Annotated in this window: 14 protein-coding genes; 8 read left to right on the forward strand and 6 right to left on the reverse strand. The window is 60.4% G+C overall.

Annotated features, from left to right (window positions below; translation table 11 throughout):
* Position 1: 1 nt before the first annotated feature.
* The 8 genes from F8N80_RS20010 to cmoB all read left to right on the forward strand — a co-directional run bounded on the left by F8N80_RS20010 (position 2) and on the right by cmoB (position 8,505).
* The gene (locus F8N80_RS20010; RefSeq protein ID WP_150784552.1) at positions 2-1,054 is read left to right on the forward strand and encodes a mevalonate kinase family protein; all 1,053 of its coding nucleotides are present in this window, start codon (positions 2-4) and stop codon (positions 1,052-1,054) included.
* Positions 1,051-2,052, forward strand: coding sequence for a diphosphomevalonate decarboxylase (gene mvaD, locus F8N80_RS20015; RefSeq protein ID WP_150747965.1), 1,002 nt, complete (start codon positions 1,051-1,053; stop codon positions 2,050-2,052). Before F8N80_RS20010 ends, mvaD begins: the two co-directional genes overlap by 4 nt.
* A gap of 125 nt (positions 2,053-2,177) precedes the next feature.
* Positions 2,178-4,595 carry an endopeptidase La gene (gene lon / locus F8N80_RS20020; protein ID WP_150747964.1) on the forward strand — a complete coding sequence of 806 codons (2,418 nt, stop codon included), beginning with the start codon at positions 2,178-2,180 and terminating at the stop codon, positions 4,593-4,595.
* A 174-nt stretch (positions 4,596-4,769) separates the two neighbouring features.
* The gene (locus F8N80_RS20025) at positions 4,770-5,228 is read left to right on the forward strand and encodes a hypothetical protein (protein ID WP_150784553.1); all 459 of its coding nucleotides are present in this window, start codon (positions 4,770-4,772) and stop codon (positions 5,226-5,228) included.
* Positions 5,229-5,546: 318 nt separating this feature from the next.
* Entirely contained in the window at positions 5,547-5,939 is a 393-nt protein-coding gene (locus F8N80_RS20030; protein ID WP_150747962.1) for a protease inhibitor I42 family protein, read from the forward strand.
* 2 nt (positions 5,940-5,941) lie between these two features.
* Positions 5,942-6,577, forward strand: a complete 636-nt coding sequence (locus F8N80_RS20035) for a lysoplasmalogenase (protein WP_150747961.1) — start codon at positions 5,942-5,944, stop codon at positions 6,575-6,577.
* A 195-nt stretch (positions 6,578-6,772) separates the two neighbouring features.
* Positions 6,773-7,552, forward strand: a complete 780-nt coding sequence (gene cmoA, locus F8N80_RS20040) for a carboxy-S-adenosyl-L-methionine synthase CmoA (RefSeq protein WP_191632954.1) — start codon at positions 6,773-6,775, stop codon at positions 7,550-7,552.
* Positions 7,549-8,505 (forward strand): tRNA 5-methoxyuridine(34)/uridine 5-oxyacetic acid(34) synthase CmoB, encoded by a 957-nt coding sequence (gene cmoB, locus F8N80_RS20045; RefSeq protein ID WP_150784554.1) that lies wholly within the window; start codon positions 7,549-7,551, stop codon positions 8,503-8,505. Before cmoA ends, cmoB begins: the two co-directional genes overlap by 4 nt.
* A gap of 133 nt (positions 8,506-8,638) precedes the next feature.
* Here cmoB and tadA read toward each other — a convergent pair whose 3' ends face one another.
* From tadA to treC, 6 genes are all read right to left on the reverse strand, one after another.
* Entirely contained in the window at positions 8,639-9,136 is a 498-nt protein-coding gene (gene tadA / locus F8N80_RS20055; RefSeq protein ID WP_150784555.1) for a tRNA adenosine(34) deaminase TadA, read from the reverse strand.
* Positions 9,136-10,512, reverse strand: a complete 1,377-nt coding sequence (locus F8N80_RS20060; protein ID WP_150747957.1) for a multicopper oxidase family protein — start codon at positions 10,510-10,512, stop codon at positions 9,136-9,138. The genes tadA and F8N80_RS20060 overlap by 1 nt, the downstream gene beginning before the upstream one ends.
* A gap of 338 nt (positions 10,513-10,850) precedes the next feature.
* Positions 10,851-11,141: a PTS transporter subunit EIIB gene (locus F8N80_RS20065; protein ID WP_150784556.1), complete on the reverse strand. Its 291-nt coding sequence runs from the start codon at positions 11,139-11,141 to the stop codon at positions 10,851-10,853.
* Between the two features lie 2 nt (positions 11,142-11,143).
* Positions 11,144-13,672 carry a phosphoenolpyruvate--protein phosphotransferase gene (gene ptsP / locus F8N80_RS20070; protein ID WP_150784557.1) on the reverse strand — a complete coding sequence of 843 codons (2,529 nt, stop codon included), beginning with the start codon at positions 13,670-13,672 and terminating at the stop codon, positions 11,144-11,146.
* Positions 13,673-13,746: 74 nt separating this feature from the next.
* Entirely contained in the window at positions 13,747-14,970 is a 1,224-nt protein-coding gene (locus tag F8N80_RS20075) for a maltoporin (protein ID WP_150784558.1), read from the reverse strand.
* A gap of 107 nt (positions 14,971-15,077) precedes the next feature.
* Positions 15,078-16,724 (reverse strand): alpha,alpha-phosphotrehalase, encoded by a 1,647-nt coding sequence (treC, locus tag F8N80_RS20080; protein WP_150784559.1) that lies wholly within the window; start codon positions 16,722-16,724, stop codon positions 15,078-15,080.
* Positions 16,725-16,791: the final 67 nt, after the last annotated feature.

Genomic DNA, 16,791 nt, shown 5'->3' on the forward strand with positions numbered 1-16,791 from the left:
AATGACATCGACGATCATCCAGGCGCGCGCGCCCGGCAAAATAATCCTGATGGGTGAGCACGCCGTGCTGCACGGTTGCCCTGCAATTGCCACTTCGCTGGGCCTGTATTGCACTATCAACGTGCGACCGCGTGAGGACGGGCGGATAGAGCTGCAGTTGCCCGATCTCAACCTTCATCGGTGTTACACGTTTCAAACCGTGCTCGACTACGTTAGACGCGTGCGCCAATCGTCCGCGCAGGGTTTTGCCTATGGGGAGGGAACCGACGCCGATCATCTGGTCAAATGCGCCATCGGCGAAATTCTGCTCAGGCTGGCACCTGAAGACTGGCGAGGTTTTTCTCTTCGAGTGGAATCGAGCATTCCAGCCAACGCCGGATTCGGCAGTTCGGGTGCATTGGCCGTCAGCCTGGCAGCGGCGCTTTTGCGTTTTTTCAACCTGAAACCGCCCCGACACCCGCTGGAGCCGCTGGAGCCGCTGGCGATGAGTATCGAACGCTACCAGCACGGCCAACCGTCGGGGATCGATCACAACACCAGCCTCCGGGGTTCGACTGTCGAACGGCGGCCCATGGCAAATGGCAGTTTCAAGCTGATTTCCTGGCCCAAAAGTGCGGCGTGGCTGCAATTGCGCGACGTCGAACTCTACGACACCGGTACCGCTCGCGAGAGTACGGGACAGGTGATCGCCGCCACCCGCTACCGGCTCGAAGGCCCCGACAATCCGCTGCTGGAAAGCATGCGCCACAGTGCCGAACGCTTTCGAAGTCTGTTGCAACGGCCCGTCCTGATGCCCGAAACCCTCAAGCACTTGCTACGTGACTATGAACAGGCGCTGGAGTGTCTCGGCGTGGTGCCGAAGAAGATTGCCAAGGTCATTCGGGCCATCGAAAGGGTCGGCGGCGCGGCAAAAATCTGTGGCGCCGGTGCGCTCTCCGGGGACCAGGCTGGCGCGCTCCTGGTGATCGGCGCACCTGCGCTACCGGAACTGGCGCAATTTCGCAGAATCAACGCGCCACTGGCCGTCGATGGTTTGCAGGTCAGCGAAACATGAATAAGGTGAGCGTCTCCTCGCCAAGCAATATCGCGCTGATCAAATACTGGGGCATGAGTGATGCGCAACGGACTTTGCCCAACAATGCCTCTCTCTCGATGACCCTGAACCAGTGCGTCAGCTACTGCACGTTAGCGCGGCAAACGAGCGGCACGAGCGATGAAATTTTGTGGAAAACAGCCAGCGGTTCACTGATACCTGCTCAAGCGTCCATGCGCCGCGGGATCGAACAGCATCTCCAGCAATTGCGTCAACACTTCGACGACTGGCAGCCGTTGCGCATTGCAACCGTCAACAGCTTCCCGACCGGTGCGGGCATTGCCTCATCGGCCTCCGGATTCAGTGCGCTGGCACTGGCGTTCGCGTTGCGCTGTGGGCAATCGCTCAATAGTCCCGACCTCAGCCAACTGGCGCGTTTGTCCGGCTCCGGCTCGGCAGCGCGCTCGGTCATAGGCGGGTTCGTGCAGTGGCCAGGACATCCTGGACAACCGCAATGCCCCGCAGAACAGTTCGCACCCGCGCAGCACTGGCCACTGCATGACTTGATCGCTGTCGTCGATGCCGGGCACAAAGACATCAGCTCCCGACAAGGCCATCGCCTCGCCGCCAGCAGCCCCTTTTACCCGGCTCGGCTGAGCCTGTTGCCCGAACGGCTGAACACCCTCCGCGAAGCCATCCTGAACCGCGACTTCGACACATTGGCCGATACCGTGGAGCGCGAAGCCGTGGAAATGCACATGATCGCCATGACTTCACAGCCACCGATCTTCTACTGGCAACCGGTGACGCTGGAGATTCTGGCACGGGTTCGACAACTGCGGCGCGAAGGTCTGCAAGTGTGCGCAACGGTGGACGCCGGCCCCAATGTGCATGTGCTGTGCACGTTGCAAGATGTCTCGGCTGTATTTACGGCGTTGCGAAAATTGCCGGGGGTAGAGCAATGGATCTTCGACCAGGCGGGCGATGGTCCGAGGCAGTTGGCGCACCATCTGTTTTGAACCAACCACACCGACGATTTACGACCTGTCCAAACCCTGAACACACACCCGGAAATGTCCCCTGCCATTGAAACCACCCCCCACCTGCCCCATCTAAGACCCATACCCCATTGCGCAGGTGCCCCATGAGCGACCAGCAAGAATTCCCTGAAGACCCCAGCGAATACGCCGACCCAGAGAGCGCCGAACGTTGCTCCACCGGCAAAGGCCTCGCCCTGCCAGGCCAGAACCTGCCGGACAAGGTCTACATCATCCCGATCCACAACCGCCCGTTCTTCCCGGCCCAGGTACTGCCGGTCATCGTCAATGAAGAGCCCTGGGCGGAAACCCTGGATCTGGTCAGCAAATCCGATCACCACTGCCTGGCCCTGTTCTACATGGACACGCCCCAGGAAGACCCACGTCATTTCGACACCTCGGCCCTGCCGCTCTACGGCACGCTGGTCAAGGTGCATCACGCCAGCCGCGAAAACGGCAAGCTGCAATTCGTCGCCCAGGGCCTGACTCGCGTGCGTCTCAAGACCTGGCTCAAGCACCATCGCCCGCCGTATCTGGTGGAAGTCGAATACCCGCACCAACCCACCGAGCCTACCGACGAGGTCAAGGCCTACGGCATGGCGATGATCAACGCGATCAAGGAGCTGCTGCCGCTCAATCCGCTGTACAGCGAAGAGTTGAAGAACTACCTCAATCGCTTCAGCCCCAACGACCCGTCGCCGCTGACCGACTTCGCCGCCGCACTCACTTCGGCGACCGGCAGTGAACTGCAGGAAGTGCTCGACTGCGTGCCGATGCTCAAGCGCATGGAGAAAGTCCTGCCGATGCTGCGCAAGGAAGTCGAGGTTGCGCGCCTGCAGAAAGAGATTTCTGCCGAGGTTAACCGCAAGATCGGCGAGCATCAGCGCGAGTTCTTCCTCAAGGAGCAGTTGAAGGTCATTCAGCAAGAGCTGGGGCTGACCAAGGACGACCGCAGCGCCGACATCGAACAGTTCGAGCAGCGCCTGGAAGGCAAGGTGTTGCCGGCCCAGGCGCAAAAACGCATCGACGAGGAAATGAACAAGCTGTCGATTCTCGAGACCGGCTCGCCGGAGTATGCGGTGACCCGCAACTACCTTGACTGGGCGACCTCGGTGCCGTGGGGCGTGTACGGCGAGGACAAACTCGACCTCAAGCACGCGCGCAAGGTGCTGGACAAACACCACGCCGGACTCGACGACATCAAGGACCGCATTCTTGAATTTCTCGCGGTCGGTGCCTATAAGGGCGAGATCAGCGGTTCCATCGTGTTGCTGGTGGGCCCGCCGGGCGTGGGCAAGACCAGCGTCGGCAAATCCATCGCCGAATCCCTGGGCCGGCCGTTCTACCGCTTCAGCCTCGGCGGCATGCGCGACGAAGCCGAGATCAAGGGCCACCGTCGTACCTACATCGGCGCACAGCCGGGCAAACTCGTCCATGCGTTGAAAGACGTCGAAGTGATGAACCCGGTGATCATGCTCGACGAGATCGACAAAATGGGCCAGAGCTACCAGGGCGATCCGGCCTCGGCGCTGCTGGAAACCCTCGACCCGGAACAGAACGTCGAATTCCTCGACCACTACCTGGACTTGCGCCTGGACTTGTCGAAAGTGCTGTTCATCTGCACCGCCAACACCCTGGACTCGATCCCCGGCCCGTTGCTGGACCGGATGGAAGTGATTCGCCTGTCGGGCTACATCACCGAAGAAAAAATCGCCATCGCCAAGCGTCACCTGTGGCCCAAGCAGCTTGAGAAAGCCGGTGTGTCCAAAGGCAGCCTGGCCATCAGCGACAGCGCACTCAAAGCCTTGATCGACGGCTACGCCCGTGAAGCCGGGGTTCGCCAGTTGGAAAAACAACTGGGCAAACTGGTGCGCAAGGCTGTGGTAAAGCTGATCGACGAGCCGAAAGCAGTGATCAAAATTGCGCCGAAAGACCTCGAAGCCTCACTCGGTCATCCGGTGTTCCGCAACGAACAAGTGCTGTCGGGTACTGGCGTGATCACAGGTCTGGCCTGGACCAGCATGGGTGGTGCGACCTTGCCGATCGAAGCGACGCGGATTCACACGTTGAACCGTGGCTTCAAACTCACCGGGCAACTGGGCGACGTGATGAAAGAGTCGGCAGAAATCGCCTACAGCTACGTCAGCTCCAATCTGAAGTCGTTTGGCGGTGATCCGAAGTTCTTCGACGAGGCCTTCGTCCACCTCCACGTTCCTGAAGGCGCGACCCCGAAAGACGGCCCGAGCGCTGGCGTGACCATGGCCAGCGCCCTGCTGTCCCTGGCCCGCAACCAGCCGCCGAAGAAAGGCGTGGCCATGACCGGCGAACTGACGCTGACCGGGCATGTATTGCCGATTGGCGGGGTGCGCGAGAAGGTGATTGCGGCGCGGCGGCAGAAGATCTTTGAGTTGATCCTGCCGGAGCCGAATCGCGGAAGCTTTGACGAGTTGCCGGATTATCTGAAAGAAGGGATTACCGTGCACTTTGCCAAGCGCTTTGCGGATGTGGCAAAGGTGTTGTTCTAAGCCGGCAAACCCAATACTACAACGGCCAGACTATTGTCTGGCCGTTCTTTTTGCATTGAACAACAGCATATAAAATGAAACATCTTTACCGATAACCTATTAACTTTAACAGTATCCCGGGCTTATCACTGGCTATACATTCAGGGCTCCAACAATCCTTGAAGAGATAGACCCATGGATATCCAACAACGAAGAAGCCTTGTCGACAGTTGCATTAATGACGAAACAAAATTCCGCCGGTGCTGCCAGAAAAACTACTTGAGTGCCACCGTTCAGGACCGCGACACATTCAACTCTGAAGAGTTTTACGTCAGCGTCGGCTCCCGGGAAATTGTGGCTATTTTCAAAGCCGGCGAAAAAAACACCCCTCAAGATCGCGCTTTTGATATGTATCTGCCGAGAAGTATCGAATCCGGCACCTACCCATTAAACTCCCCAGATCAATTGATCCAGATCGCACTTACAGAAAACTTTCCGGCTTATACCAGTTACTGGGCATTCAAGGGTGTAATGTACCTGTCCGTGAGCGCTGACAAGCAAAAGTACTCCGGCACATTCGATATCCACTTCAAAGATAAACAGAACTTTGAGTTTGCATCCCAAGGTACGTTTTCTTTTTCTACGAAACACTAATCAAGCAGTTATCGGACAATCTGAAAAGAGTACTGCTCACTTTGCCAAACACTGTACGAACGTGGCAAAAAATGTGTTCTGACGGTGATGTACTACCAGAACGATCGCCTTCGCGGGCAAGCCTCGCTCCTACAGGGGTTGTGTGTTCGTCACAAAAAATGTGAACGACACACAACCCCTGTAGGAGCGAGGCTTGCCCGCGATGGCGTCGGCACTCACAACTCAAATCCCAAGGCCCGCTGTAAGGTGTGGCTGTCACAATTTGTCTCATCTTCAGCTATGCTCGCCGTTCGTCGTGAACGCCGGAGCTGCTGACTTATGTCCCCCACCCGCTTGTTTGTCCCCCTCGCCCTTGTCTTGCTGGCCGCGTGTGCCTCGCAACCGAAACAGAACGTGACCGTGGAAAAACAAAGCGAATGCCCGGTGCAACTGCACAGCGGGCAAAACCTGATCGTGATCCTGCCGAGCAACCCCACCACCGGTTACCGCTGGGCGATCCAGGATTCGGCCGGTGGCGTGTTGCGCGCACTGGGGCCAGAGGTGTATCGAAACCCGGAAGATGCCGGTGTCGTCGGTGCTGCCGGTGTGTCGACCTGGCGCTTTCAGGTGTTCGCCGCCGGCACGGGGCGCTTGCGTTTGACCTCCCAGCAGCCGTGGGCGCCGGAAGTACTGCCGGTTGAAACTTTCGACTGTGCGATCTCGGTTAACTGATCTTGGGCTGGTTGATTCTGGCGCTGATGGGCGCGGTGACGTTTCTCTACGGCCTGAATGTGCATGCCGTCTTGCTGTGCCTGTTGGTGAAGCCGTTGCCGGTACTGGCCTTGCTCGGTTGGCTGCACGATGCACCGCCCAGCGAGTATCGACGCTGGATCAGCCTCGGATTGATGTTTTCCCTGCTCGGCGATGTGCTGCTGGCGTGGCCGGGGGATCTGTTTGTGTTTGGTCTCGGGGCCTTTTTGGTGGCCCATCTGGCCTATCTGAAAGCTTACTTGAGCGATTGTCGGCGGTTGGCGCTGTTGCCGCTGGTCATGGCCCTCGGCGTTGGCGCGGTGCTACTGGGGATTCTGATTTCCCATGGATTGGGGCCGTTGCTGATTCCCGTCATCGCTTATGGCTTGGCCATCAGCGCAATGCTCTGGCGCGCCTTGGCTCGACTCGGCAGCGCTGTGCCCAAGCGGTCGGCGGTGCTGGCGGCAGCCGGGGCGGTGGCGTTTGTGTTTTCGGACAGCGTGATTGGCATCGACCGGTTTGTCGCGCCGTTCGATGCGGCGCCTTACGTGATCATCCTCAGCTATTGGCTGGGGCAATGGGGAATCACAGCGTCGGCGTTCAATCAGGAACCGCGCTGACCCCTTCGCGAGCAAGCCCGCTCCCACATTTGATCAGCGTTGAACACATTTCTTGTGTCCGACTCATAACTACTGTGGGAGCGGGCTTGCTCCGGGCGGCGTTCCGACGAAAGCGGCATCACTGCACACGCAGACCTCAGAGCCTACCCCCGGTTTATCAGACAACCCGCGCATCCCCGCGCCAAGTTGGCTAAAATGCCGGCCTTTTCCACCTACGCCGCTGGAACCGCCGTGAGCAAAGAACCCGATCGCCTTTTCGCCCAGCCTTTGGCCCAGGTGCCCGACTTCGCCTTTAACGAGGACGTGGTGCGGGTGTTCCCGGATATGATCAAGCGCTCGGTGCCAGGTTATCCGACCATCGTTGAGAACCTCGGCGTGCTCGCTGCGCAGTTCGCTCAGCCCAACAGCGTGCTCTACGATCTGGGCTCGTCCCTCGGTGCCGTGACCCAGGCCTTGCGCCGCCATGTGCGCACCGACGGTTGCCGGGTGATCGCTGTGGATAACTCCGCGGCCATGGTCGAACGTTGCCGCGAGTACCTCAACGGCCAGGACTCGATGTTCCAGGAGTTGCTGCCGGTTGAAGTGATCGAAGGCGACATCCTCGCCCTGCAATTCCAGCCGGCCTCGGTGGTAGCGCTGAATTTCACCCTGCAATTCATCGCCCCGGACCAGCGCACCCCCTTGCTTTCGCGCATCCGCCAGGCGCTGCTGCCCGGTGGTGCGCTAATCCTTTCGGAAAAGCTGCGTTTCAACGATCCCGAAGAGCACGCGCTGCTCACCGACCTGCATGTCGCGTTCAAACGCGCCAACGGTTACAGCGAACTGGAAATCGCCCAGAAGCGCAGCGCCATCGAAAACGTCATGAAGCCCGACAGCCTCGAAGAACACCGCGAGCGCCTGCTGGCGGCCGGGTTTTCGAAAGTCGTGCCGTGGTTCCAGTGTCTTAACTTTGCCTCGTTGATTGCCTTGCCATGATTGATCTGTCCCCCCTCGCCCGCCGACTGGCCGGTACTCCCCTGGCCGATTGGGCCAACACGCTGCAGACGCAACTCGACAAGAAAATGGAAAAGGGTCATGGCGACCTGGAGCGTTGGCAGAGTGCGCTGGACGCCTTGCCGAAGATCCAGCCGGGCGAAGTCGACTTGTTGAACGGTTTGAAGCTGGACACCGATTGCGACGATGAAACCCGCGTGCAGATGCGGACTGCGTTGATGGGGTTGTCGCCGTGGCGCAAAGGGCCGTTCGATCTGTTTGGCGTGCATGTCGACACCGAATGGCGTTCGGACTGGAAGTGGTCGCGGGTCGCGCCCCATCTGGACCTGAAGGGCAAACGCATCCTCGATGTCGGCTGCGGCAACGGTTATTACATGTGGCGCATGCTCGGTGCCGGTGCCGACAGCGTGATCGGCGTCGATCCGAACTGGCTGTTCTTCTGCCAGTTCCAAGCGGTTCAGCGCTACCTGTCCGAGCCCAACGCCTGGCACCTGCCGTTTCCCTTCGAGGATCTACCGGCAAATATGGAAGGCTTCGACACGGTGTTTTCCATGGGCGTGTTCTACCACCGTCGCTCGCCGATCGAGCACTTGCTGGCGCTGAAGGATTGCCTGGTCAAGGGCGGTGAACTGGTGCTTGAGACACTGGTGATCGAGGGCGATCGGCAGCAGGTGCTGGTCCCGGAAGATCGGTACGCGCAGATGCGTAATGTGTGGTTTCTGCCGTCGGTGCCGGCGCTGGAGTTGTGGCTGCGGCGTGCCGGGTTCAGCGATGTTCGCTGTGTGGACGTCAGCACAACCAGCGTTGAGGAACAGCGTGGGACGGAATGGATGAAGTATCAGTCGTTGAGCGACTTCCTGGATCCGCAAGATCACAGCAAGACAATTGAAGGGCTGCCGGCGCCGATGCGGGCGGTGATTGTCGCCCGCAAATAACCCCAATCTCCTGACCGATGGAGATCAAAAATGTGGGAGCGGGCTTGCTCGCGAAAGCGGAATGTCAGTCAACATCATTGTTGGATGTTAAACCGCCTTGGCGATCAAGCCCGCTCCCACATTGGTTCGGTGTTCAGTCTGCTGGTTTCGCGCGGCGGGCCTTGAAGAACTCGCTTAAAACCGCCCCGCACTCTTCCGCCAACACCCCGCCTTCAAACAGCACTCGATGGTTTAGAAACCCCTGGGTAAAGAACTGCCCCTGACTCTGCACAATCCCCGCCTTGGGCTCCAGCGCGCCATACACCACCCGCGCAATCCGCGAATGCACGATCAAACCGGCGCACATGCTGCACGGTTCAAGCGTCACGTAGAGCGTGCTGCCCGGCAAACGGTAATTGCTCGCGGCCTGGGCGGCGGCGCGGATCGCGACCATCTCGGCGTGGGCGCTGGGGTCGTTGCCGGTGATCGGGCAGTTGAAGCCGCGTCCGATGATTTCACCGTCCTGTACCAGCACCGCGCCCACCGGCACTTCACCCAGCGCTGCGCCTTGGGCGGCGAGCGCCAGGGCTTCACGCATGTAATCACGATCACGACTGCGATCAATGATCGCCGCGGGACGTATCTGGCGCATCAGGCCACCTCGATGGCGGCCATCAGGCCGGTTTCCATATGATCGATCACATGGCAATGAAACATCCACACCCCCGGATTATCCGCCACCAGCGCCACCTGGGCGCGCTCGTTCTTGCCCAGCAGGTAGGTGTCGGTGAAGTACGGAATCACCTTGTGCCGGTTCGAGGCGATGACCTTGAAGCTCATGCCGTGCAGATGAATCGGGTGCTGGTACTGAGTCATGTTCTTCAATTCGAAAATGTAGCTTTTGCCCTTTTCAAGCTTGGCAATCGGACGGTCGGCGCAGGTCTTGTCCGTGATGTCCCAGGCCTTGCCATTGATCTGCCACAGGCTTGGCGGGCGGCCGTTGTCGACGTTCACCGACACCGAACCCACCCATTCGAAATTGAAGTTGAGTTTCTCGGCATTGGCCAGGTCGGGCTCGGCCACCGGGTTGGCGGGCAGCGCCGGTGGCCACGAGGTCGGGGCATCGGTGTTCGCTACCGAGCGCAACGTGCCCAGGCGTACCGGGCCGTTGCGCAGGGACAGTTCTTCGCCGGCGGGCGGCGCCTTGATCGCCAGGCAAATGCGCATGCCGGGGCCCAGCCAGTATTCCTTGCCCAAGGGCCGCGGCTCGATGGGATTGCCGTCCAGCGCGTAGATCTGCGCTTCGACGCCAGGGATGTTGAGACGGTAAGTCAGGGTGTTGTCGAGGTTGAGCAGGCGCACGCGAGTGATCTGCCCGGCGGGCAAGTCGATCACCGCCTGCGACACCCCATTGATCGTCGACAGGCGCCCGGCCGTGCCGCCACGGGCCGCTTCGCGAGGAATGCTGAACGCGACGAACGCGCCCGCTTCATCGACGTGCCAGCTCTTGAGGCTCAAGGTCTTCTCGTACTTGAAACCGGTGGGCTCGCGCTCTTCGATGATCAGCGGACCGACCAACCCGCGACCGAGTTCTTCGCTACTGTTGACGTGCGGGTGATACCAGTAGCTGCCAGCGTCGGGCACGCGGAATTTGTAGTCGAAGTATTCGCCCGGCAGTACGGGAAGCTGCGAGACATAGGGTACGCCGTCCATCTCCAGCGGCAGGCGGATGCCGTGCCAGTGGATGGTGGTCGCGACCGGCAGGTGGTTGATGAAACGCACCCGCAGCCATTCACCCTGACGCACGCGCAATTCGGTGCCCGGCGCCGAAGGACCGAATGCCCAGGCCTGGGTCTTGTGCCCGGCCACCAGTTCGACGTCCAGCGGTGCCGCGATCAGCTCATAGTCGTGGCCCGCGTCGGCGTCGGCCATTTTGCCCAGCCAGTACCGCGACGCGCCCCCCGCTCCGACGCCAACGACAACAAGACCGGCCAGGCCACCGAGGATTTGGCGACGGGTAAAGGACATGAACTCAACTACCTCACGTATCAGCGACAGGCCCGTGGGCCTGTAAAAGGCGAATACGATACACCTGCGGATGAGAAACAGTAAGGGTGGCGCGGCGACTGGTCACAGTCAAACCGGGGCCTGGCACTGCACCGGTGAGCTTCCTGTGGCGAGGGGGCTTGCCCTAATGTCAGTCAGTTAAGCTGCAGAACCTGTGGGAGCGGGCTTGCTCGCGAAAGCGGTGGATCAGGCGACATCAATGTTGACTGTGCCGCAGTCTTCGCGAGCAAGCCCACTCCCACAGGGATTTCGCTTAACTGACTGGCATTGGCGCGAGCCACCTCACCACAGGGATCCGGTTATGGCTGGAGGCCGGTGATCAGATGCACGACACCGCCGTCCAGCGTCATCACCCCCGGTATCCCCGCCGCCGTCAAAGCCTGCCGATCCAACCGCCCCACATCCCGCAACTCCACGCGAACCCGGGTCAGCGCCACCGGCTGCTGTGACTTGAGGTTATCCACACCGCCCAACGCCGCCACGACATTCGCCGCCAACCCGGCAACCGCCTGCGCAACCACCTTCGGCTCATCCACCACCAGATCCGGGGTCAACGCCTTCCAGAACGCCCGCTGCATTTTATCGAACATGTTCAGTTCTCCAGAACCAGTGAAGTATCGACCGTCGCCTCGCGGTACAACCGCAGTGCCTCGCGCACCTGCTCGGCGCTGTCCAGGCCCAGCACTTGCTGGGCGATGGCCTGGCAGTCCACCTGGTCCACTTCGCGAACCGCTGCCTTGATCGCCGGAATCAACGGCACACTCACCGACAGTTCGTCCACCCCAAGGCCCAGCAGCAACGGCACCGCCAGTGTCTCGGAAGCCATGGCCCCGCACACACCGACCCATTTGCCATGGGCATGGGCGGCCTTTACGGTACTGGCGATCAGGCGCAACACCGACGGATGGAAGCTATCGGCCTGAGCGGCCAGCCGTGGGTGATCGCGGTCCATGGCCATCGTGTACTGGGTCAGATCGTTGGTGCCGATCGAGAAGAAATCCACCTCCGGCGCAAACAGGTCGGCCATCAGCGCCGCAGCCGGCACTTCGATCATGATCCCCAGTTTCGGCAGTTCGTCGAGACCCAATGCCAGGGCCTCTTCCTCAAGCAGCTGCCGGGCCAGCCGCAGCTCAGACAACTGCGTGACCATCGGCAGCATGATGTGCAGACGCGCCAGTCCTGCGCAGGCAAGGATGGCCTTGAACTGATCGCGCAATAGCTGCGGACGCTCCAGGCACAAACGAATGCCGCGCATGCCGAGGAACGGGTTGGTTTCGCTGTCCATCGGTACGTAGGCCAGAGGTTTGTCGCCGCCGACATCCAGCGTGCGCACCACCAGACTGCGTGATGGCCCCAGGGCTTTGGCGATAGCGCTGTAAGTGGAGGCCTGTTCTGCATGGCTCGGCGCGTGGTTGCGATCCAGATAAAGAAACTCCGAACGCAACAGACCGACGCCCTCGCCGCCCAGGCTCATGGCCTGCTCGGTCTCGCTCAACGAGGCGACGTTAGCCGTGACTTCGACGTGATGACCGTCACGGGTGCAGGCGGCCAGCGTTGCCTGTGCCAGTACCTGCTGATGGCGTTGCGCCTGGCGCTGACGATTGGCCTGCAGCTGCTCGATGGCCGCCAGTTCCGGGTCCAGGTGCAGCTCGCCTTTGTCGGCGTCGAGCAACACCAGGCTGGCGTTCCTCAGCGTCAGTACCTGGACGGGCAACCCGCAGATCGCCGGCAAGCCGACCGCCCGGGCGAGAATCGCGACGTGACTGGTGGCACCGCCACCGACCGTGGCGAAACCCAGGACCTTGCGGGTATCGAGCCCGGCGGTCTGGGACGGCGTCAATTGATCGGCGATCAGGATCGCCCCTTCGGGCAGCTCAATCACATGATCCCGCACGCCGAGTATCAGCTTGAGCACCCGTTGCCCGACGTCCGCCAGGTCTGCCGCCCGTTCGGCCAGCAATGAACTGCCCAGGCCTTTGAACAAGGTTGCCGTCGCCTCGGTGGCTCCTCGCCAGGCAAACGCCGCGCTTTTGCCGGCGCTGATCAGCGCATCGGCCTGATCCAGCAGCCCCGGGTCCTCGAGCAGTTCCTGATGAGCCTTGAAAATCTCGGCCTGAGCATCCCCGGTGGCCTGGTCACGCAATTGCTGCAAGGCCAGATTCGCCTCAGCCAAGGCCCGGGATAGATGCGCGCGCTCAACCTGCGCACCGAGGCCGGACTCGCTGACCTCAAGCGTCTGCTCGGCGATCTGCACCACCTGGCCAAAGGCCGAACCCGGTGATGCACACACTCCGCGCAACACCTTCGACGATAAAGGCTCGAGTGCCTCGACGGGCGCCGGCACCGCCACTGTTTCCCCACAGCCTGCGACCAGTAATGCATCCAGGGTCCTGAGCGCCTCTTCAGCATCCGGGCCCGCCGCACTGACGTGCACGATGTCGCCAAAGGCCGTCTGCAACGCCATGATCGCCACCAGGGATTTGGCGTTCGCGCGCTCCTGCTGTTTATGCAGGTGAATGCTTGCCGAAAAAGCTTTGGCAGCCTGGGCGAATACTGCGGCAGGACGGGCGTGCAAGCCGTTCGGGTTGGCCAATGTCACTGGCTTGGAGAACAACGCCTCGCCCTCTTCCCGCACCGGCTCATCGGCTGTCTGCTCGTCGGGACGCAGGCTCAGCAACGGCTGGCCACTTTCCACCAGGCCTGTTTGCGGCACTAACCACGTGAAGGGTTCACCGCTGACCACCAACATCAAGGTCAACAGACTGCGGGCGTTCAAGGCGATGTAATCGGCATCGAACTCGATCAGCGCCTGCCCCGACTCAACCCGCTGGCCTTCCTCCACCAATCGGGTGAAACCCTTGCCAGCCAGGTTCACGGTGTCGAGCCCGATGTGCATCAATACCTGAACGCCGTTGTCGTCGGTGATGCTGACGGCGTGCCCGCTGGCCTGCACATTGCTGACCACGCCGGCCAAGGGTGCGCACAGGGTTTGCGAGGTGGGGTCGATGCACAGACCGTCGCCGATCACGCGGCTCGAGAATACCGGATCCGGCACCTGGTCCAGGGGCATCAGCACGCCGGACAAAGGTGCCAGCAGTTGCAATTGTTGGGGTGTGGCCATGACGTCACCTGTTGTTTTGTTCTTTATAAAAGACGCTTGCGATCTCGCGATACCCGGTACGGGTCATGCGGCGTTTATTTCCACCAATACTCGACCTGCAATCCGACATTCGCACCGTGGCGCGCCGTGCCAAAGGCACCGGTGTCCGACAACGCCGAGCCCTTCGCCAGCTCATTGGCGGCCCGTTTGGCCGCCTGGTTCCAGCTGGCATAGGTGTAATACACACGCACCTCTGGGCGCGCCCAGAATTGTGGCCCCTTGGGCGACCAGGTCGGGGCGAAGGTGAACTTGCTCAGCTTGCGCGTGCCGCCCGTGGCGTCTACCTGATCGTGTCCCAGTTCGGTGACCAGCTTGAATTGTTCAGTGATGGCATAGGCCGGACGAATGCCGAGGGAAATCCAGTTCTGATCGTTGCCGTCCGGGCGAATGTCTTTCTGATAGACCGCCTCGACCTGACCACCGAAGCGCGGCGTCACTTGCCAGTCGAAGAACTCCACCACACGGTAGCTTTTGTTGCTGTCATCCAGCTTCACGTTACCGGTATAACCCAACCCGGTGCCGGGGCCTTCGCCGTACTGGAAGGCCAGTTTATTCTTGCCACCGAGGAAACCTTGCTGCACATGCTGGGTGGTGATCGCCCAGCCACGGTGCGCGTCTTGGCTATCGGGTTTGTCGATGTAGCTCAGGCCGAACTCCAGTTCACCGCCGGGGTTGGTGTCGAAGCCGGCGACGTTGAAATCGTGGCGGTTGATGTAGTCCTTCTGGTACAGGTTGTCCTTGCGCGAGAAGGCGTAGCTGTATTTCAGATCGCCGATCAACACGTCCTCGATACCGCCGCCAGTGGCGCTCTGGTTCCAGTAGTAGAAGTCGGAAATATGGATATCGTTCCGTTTGTAATAACGCCGACCGGCCCACAGCGAACCGCCGTTGAGGCCGGGCATGTTCGACCATTGCGCGTACAGCTGCGGCAGGCGCACCGAACCGTTATCGCCCTTGAAGGTCAGGCTGCGGTCGTACTGGTTATACAGCGAGGCCATGCCGTCGACGCTGAGCACCGAATCGTCATCGAATGTGAACACATCCTGACGCAGTTCCAGTTCCCCATACTGCTCGCATTCGTTGCCCAACCGATACTTGGTCTGCGCTCCGGGCAACTGGAAACACGATTGGGAACTGCTGTTGACCGAAGTGCCAACGCCGCTGCGCAAGTAACCCCCGAACTCCAGCGCCTGGGCGCCAAGCGGCAAGGCCAGGCAAACGCTCGCCACAGCGAGACAGCGATTTATTGTTGTTTTCAAGAACCACCCCGTTATTTTTATTGTGTGCAGTCACAAAATCGACGCGCAAAAGTCCCTCGCGCAGCGTTCTGCGTGTTCTTTTAAAACCGGTGTTTTCTAGCGGTCGGTCAGTCGGTCAGGTGTAGAACCAAGGACTCATAGGGTCGTAAAGAGACCTGCCCATTTCGCGGCGGACAGTCCGGGTAGTTGCTGATGACCAGACGTTGGGCCATCGCCTCGCTGATCACATCATCCGGCAACAGGACTTCGCACGGCGTGCCGTAGAAGTTGTTCAGCACCAGCAAACGCTCGCCCTGGCCTTCTCGCACATACGCCCAGAGTTGTGGGTGTTCAGGCAGCAATTGCCGGTAGACGCCGTCGGATATCAGCGCCTCGGTGCGACGCAAGGCGATCAGCTGTCGGTAGTGATGCAGCACGGAATCCGGATCGTCGACTTGGGTGGCGACGTTGATCTGCGCCGAGTTGGCCGGCACGCCGATCCATGGTTCGGCAGTACTGAAGCCTGCGTTTGGCTCGGCGCTCCAGTGCATCGGCGTACGCCCGTTGTCCCGGGACTTCTGCATGATCGCCGCCATGTTGTCGGCGTCACTGGCACCCGCCTCGCGCTTGAGCCGGAAGATATTCAGCGTCTCGACATCGCGGTAATGGTCGATGTGATCGAAGCCCGGATTGGTCATGCCCAGTTCCTCGCCCTGATACACGAATGGCGTGCCCTGGAGCAAATGCAGCGCGGTGCCGAGCATCTTCGCCGACAGCACCCGATATTCGCCGTCATGGCCAAAACGCGAGACCACCCGTGGCTGGTCGTGGTTACACCAGAACAGCGCATTCCAGCCACCCCCGGCCTGCATGCCGGTCTGCCAGTCGGAGAGGATGCGCTTGAGTTCGAGGAAGTCGAAGTCGGCGCGAATCCATTTCTGCAGGTTGGGGTAATCGACCTTCAGGTGATGGAAGTTGAAGGTCATCGACAGTTCTTTCGACTCCGGCCGCGAGTAACGAATGCAGTGTTCCAGGCGGGTGGACGACATCTCGCCGACGTTGATCAAGTCATGGCCTTCGAACACTTCGCGGTGCATTTGCTGCAGGTATTCGTGGACGTTCGGGCCGTCGGTATAGAAGCGTCGACCGTCGCTGTCGTCGTCAGGGAAATCCGCCGGTTTCGAGATCAGGTTGATCACGTCCAGACGGAATCCACCGACGCCCTTGTCCCGCCAGAAACGCATCATCTTGAACACTTCGGCGCGCACCTTGGGGTTGTCCCAGTTCAGGTCGGCCTGGGTGTGGTCGAACAGGTGCAGGTAGTACTGACCGGTCTGCGCCTCATACTCCCAGGCCGAACCACCGAACTTGGACTCCCAGTTGTTCGGTTGGTCGCGCCAGATATAGAAGTCGCGGTACGGGTTGTCGAGGCTGCTGCGGGCCTGCTGGAACCAGCTGTGCTCGATGGAGGTGTGGTTGACGACGATATCGAGCATCAGCTTGATCCCGCGCTTGCCGGCCTCGGCGATCAGCAACTTGCAATCGGCCATGGTCCCGTAGCTCGGATCGATGGCGTAGTAATCACTGATGTCGTAACCGTTGTCGCGCTGGGGCGAACGCAGGAACGGGGTGATCCACAGGCAATCGACACCCAGCCAGTGCAGGTAGTCGAGCTTGGCCACGACACCGAGCAAATCACCCGTGGGGTTGCCGGCGTGGCTGTGAAAGCTTTTCGGGTAGATCTGGTAGATCACCGAACGTTGCCAGTCTTGCATGACGCTATTCCTTCAGTAAGTTTTGTATCGGCCTAGAGGGCCCCTTCGCGGGCAAGTCGGATCGCCG

The sequence above is a fragment of the Pseudomonas fluorescens genome, assembly GCF_902497995.1.
Classification (GTDB): Bacteria; Pseudomonadota; Gammaproteobacteria; order Pseudomonadales; family Pseudomonadaceae; genus Aquipseudomonas; species Aquipseudomonas fluorescens_BK.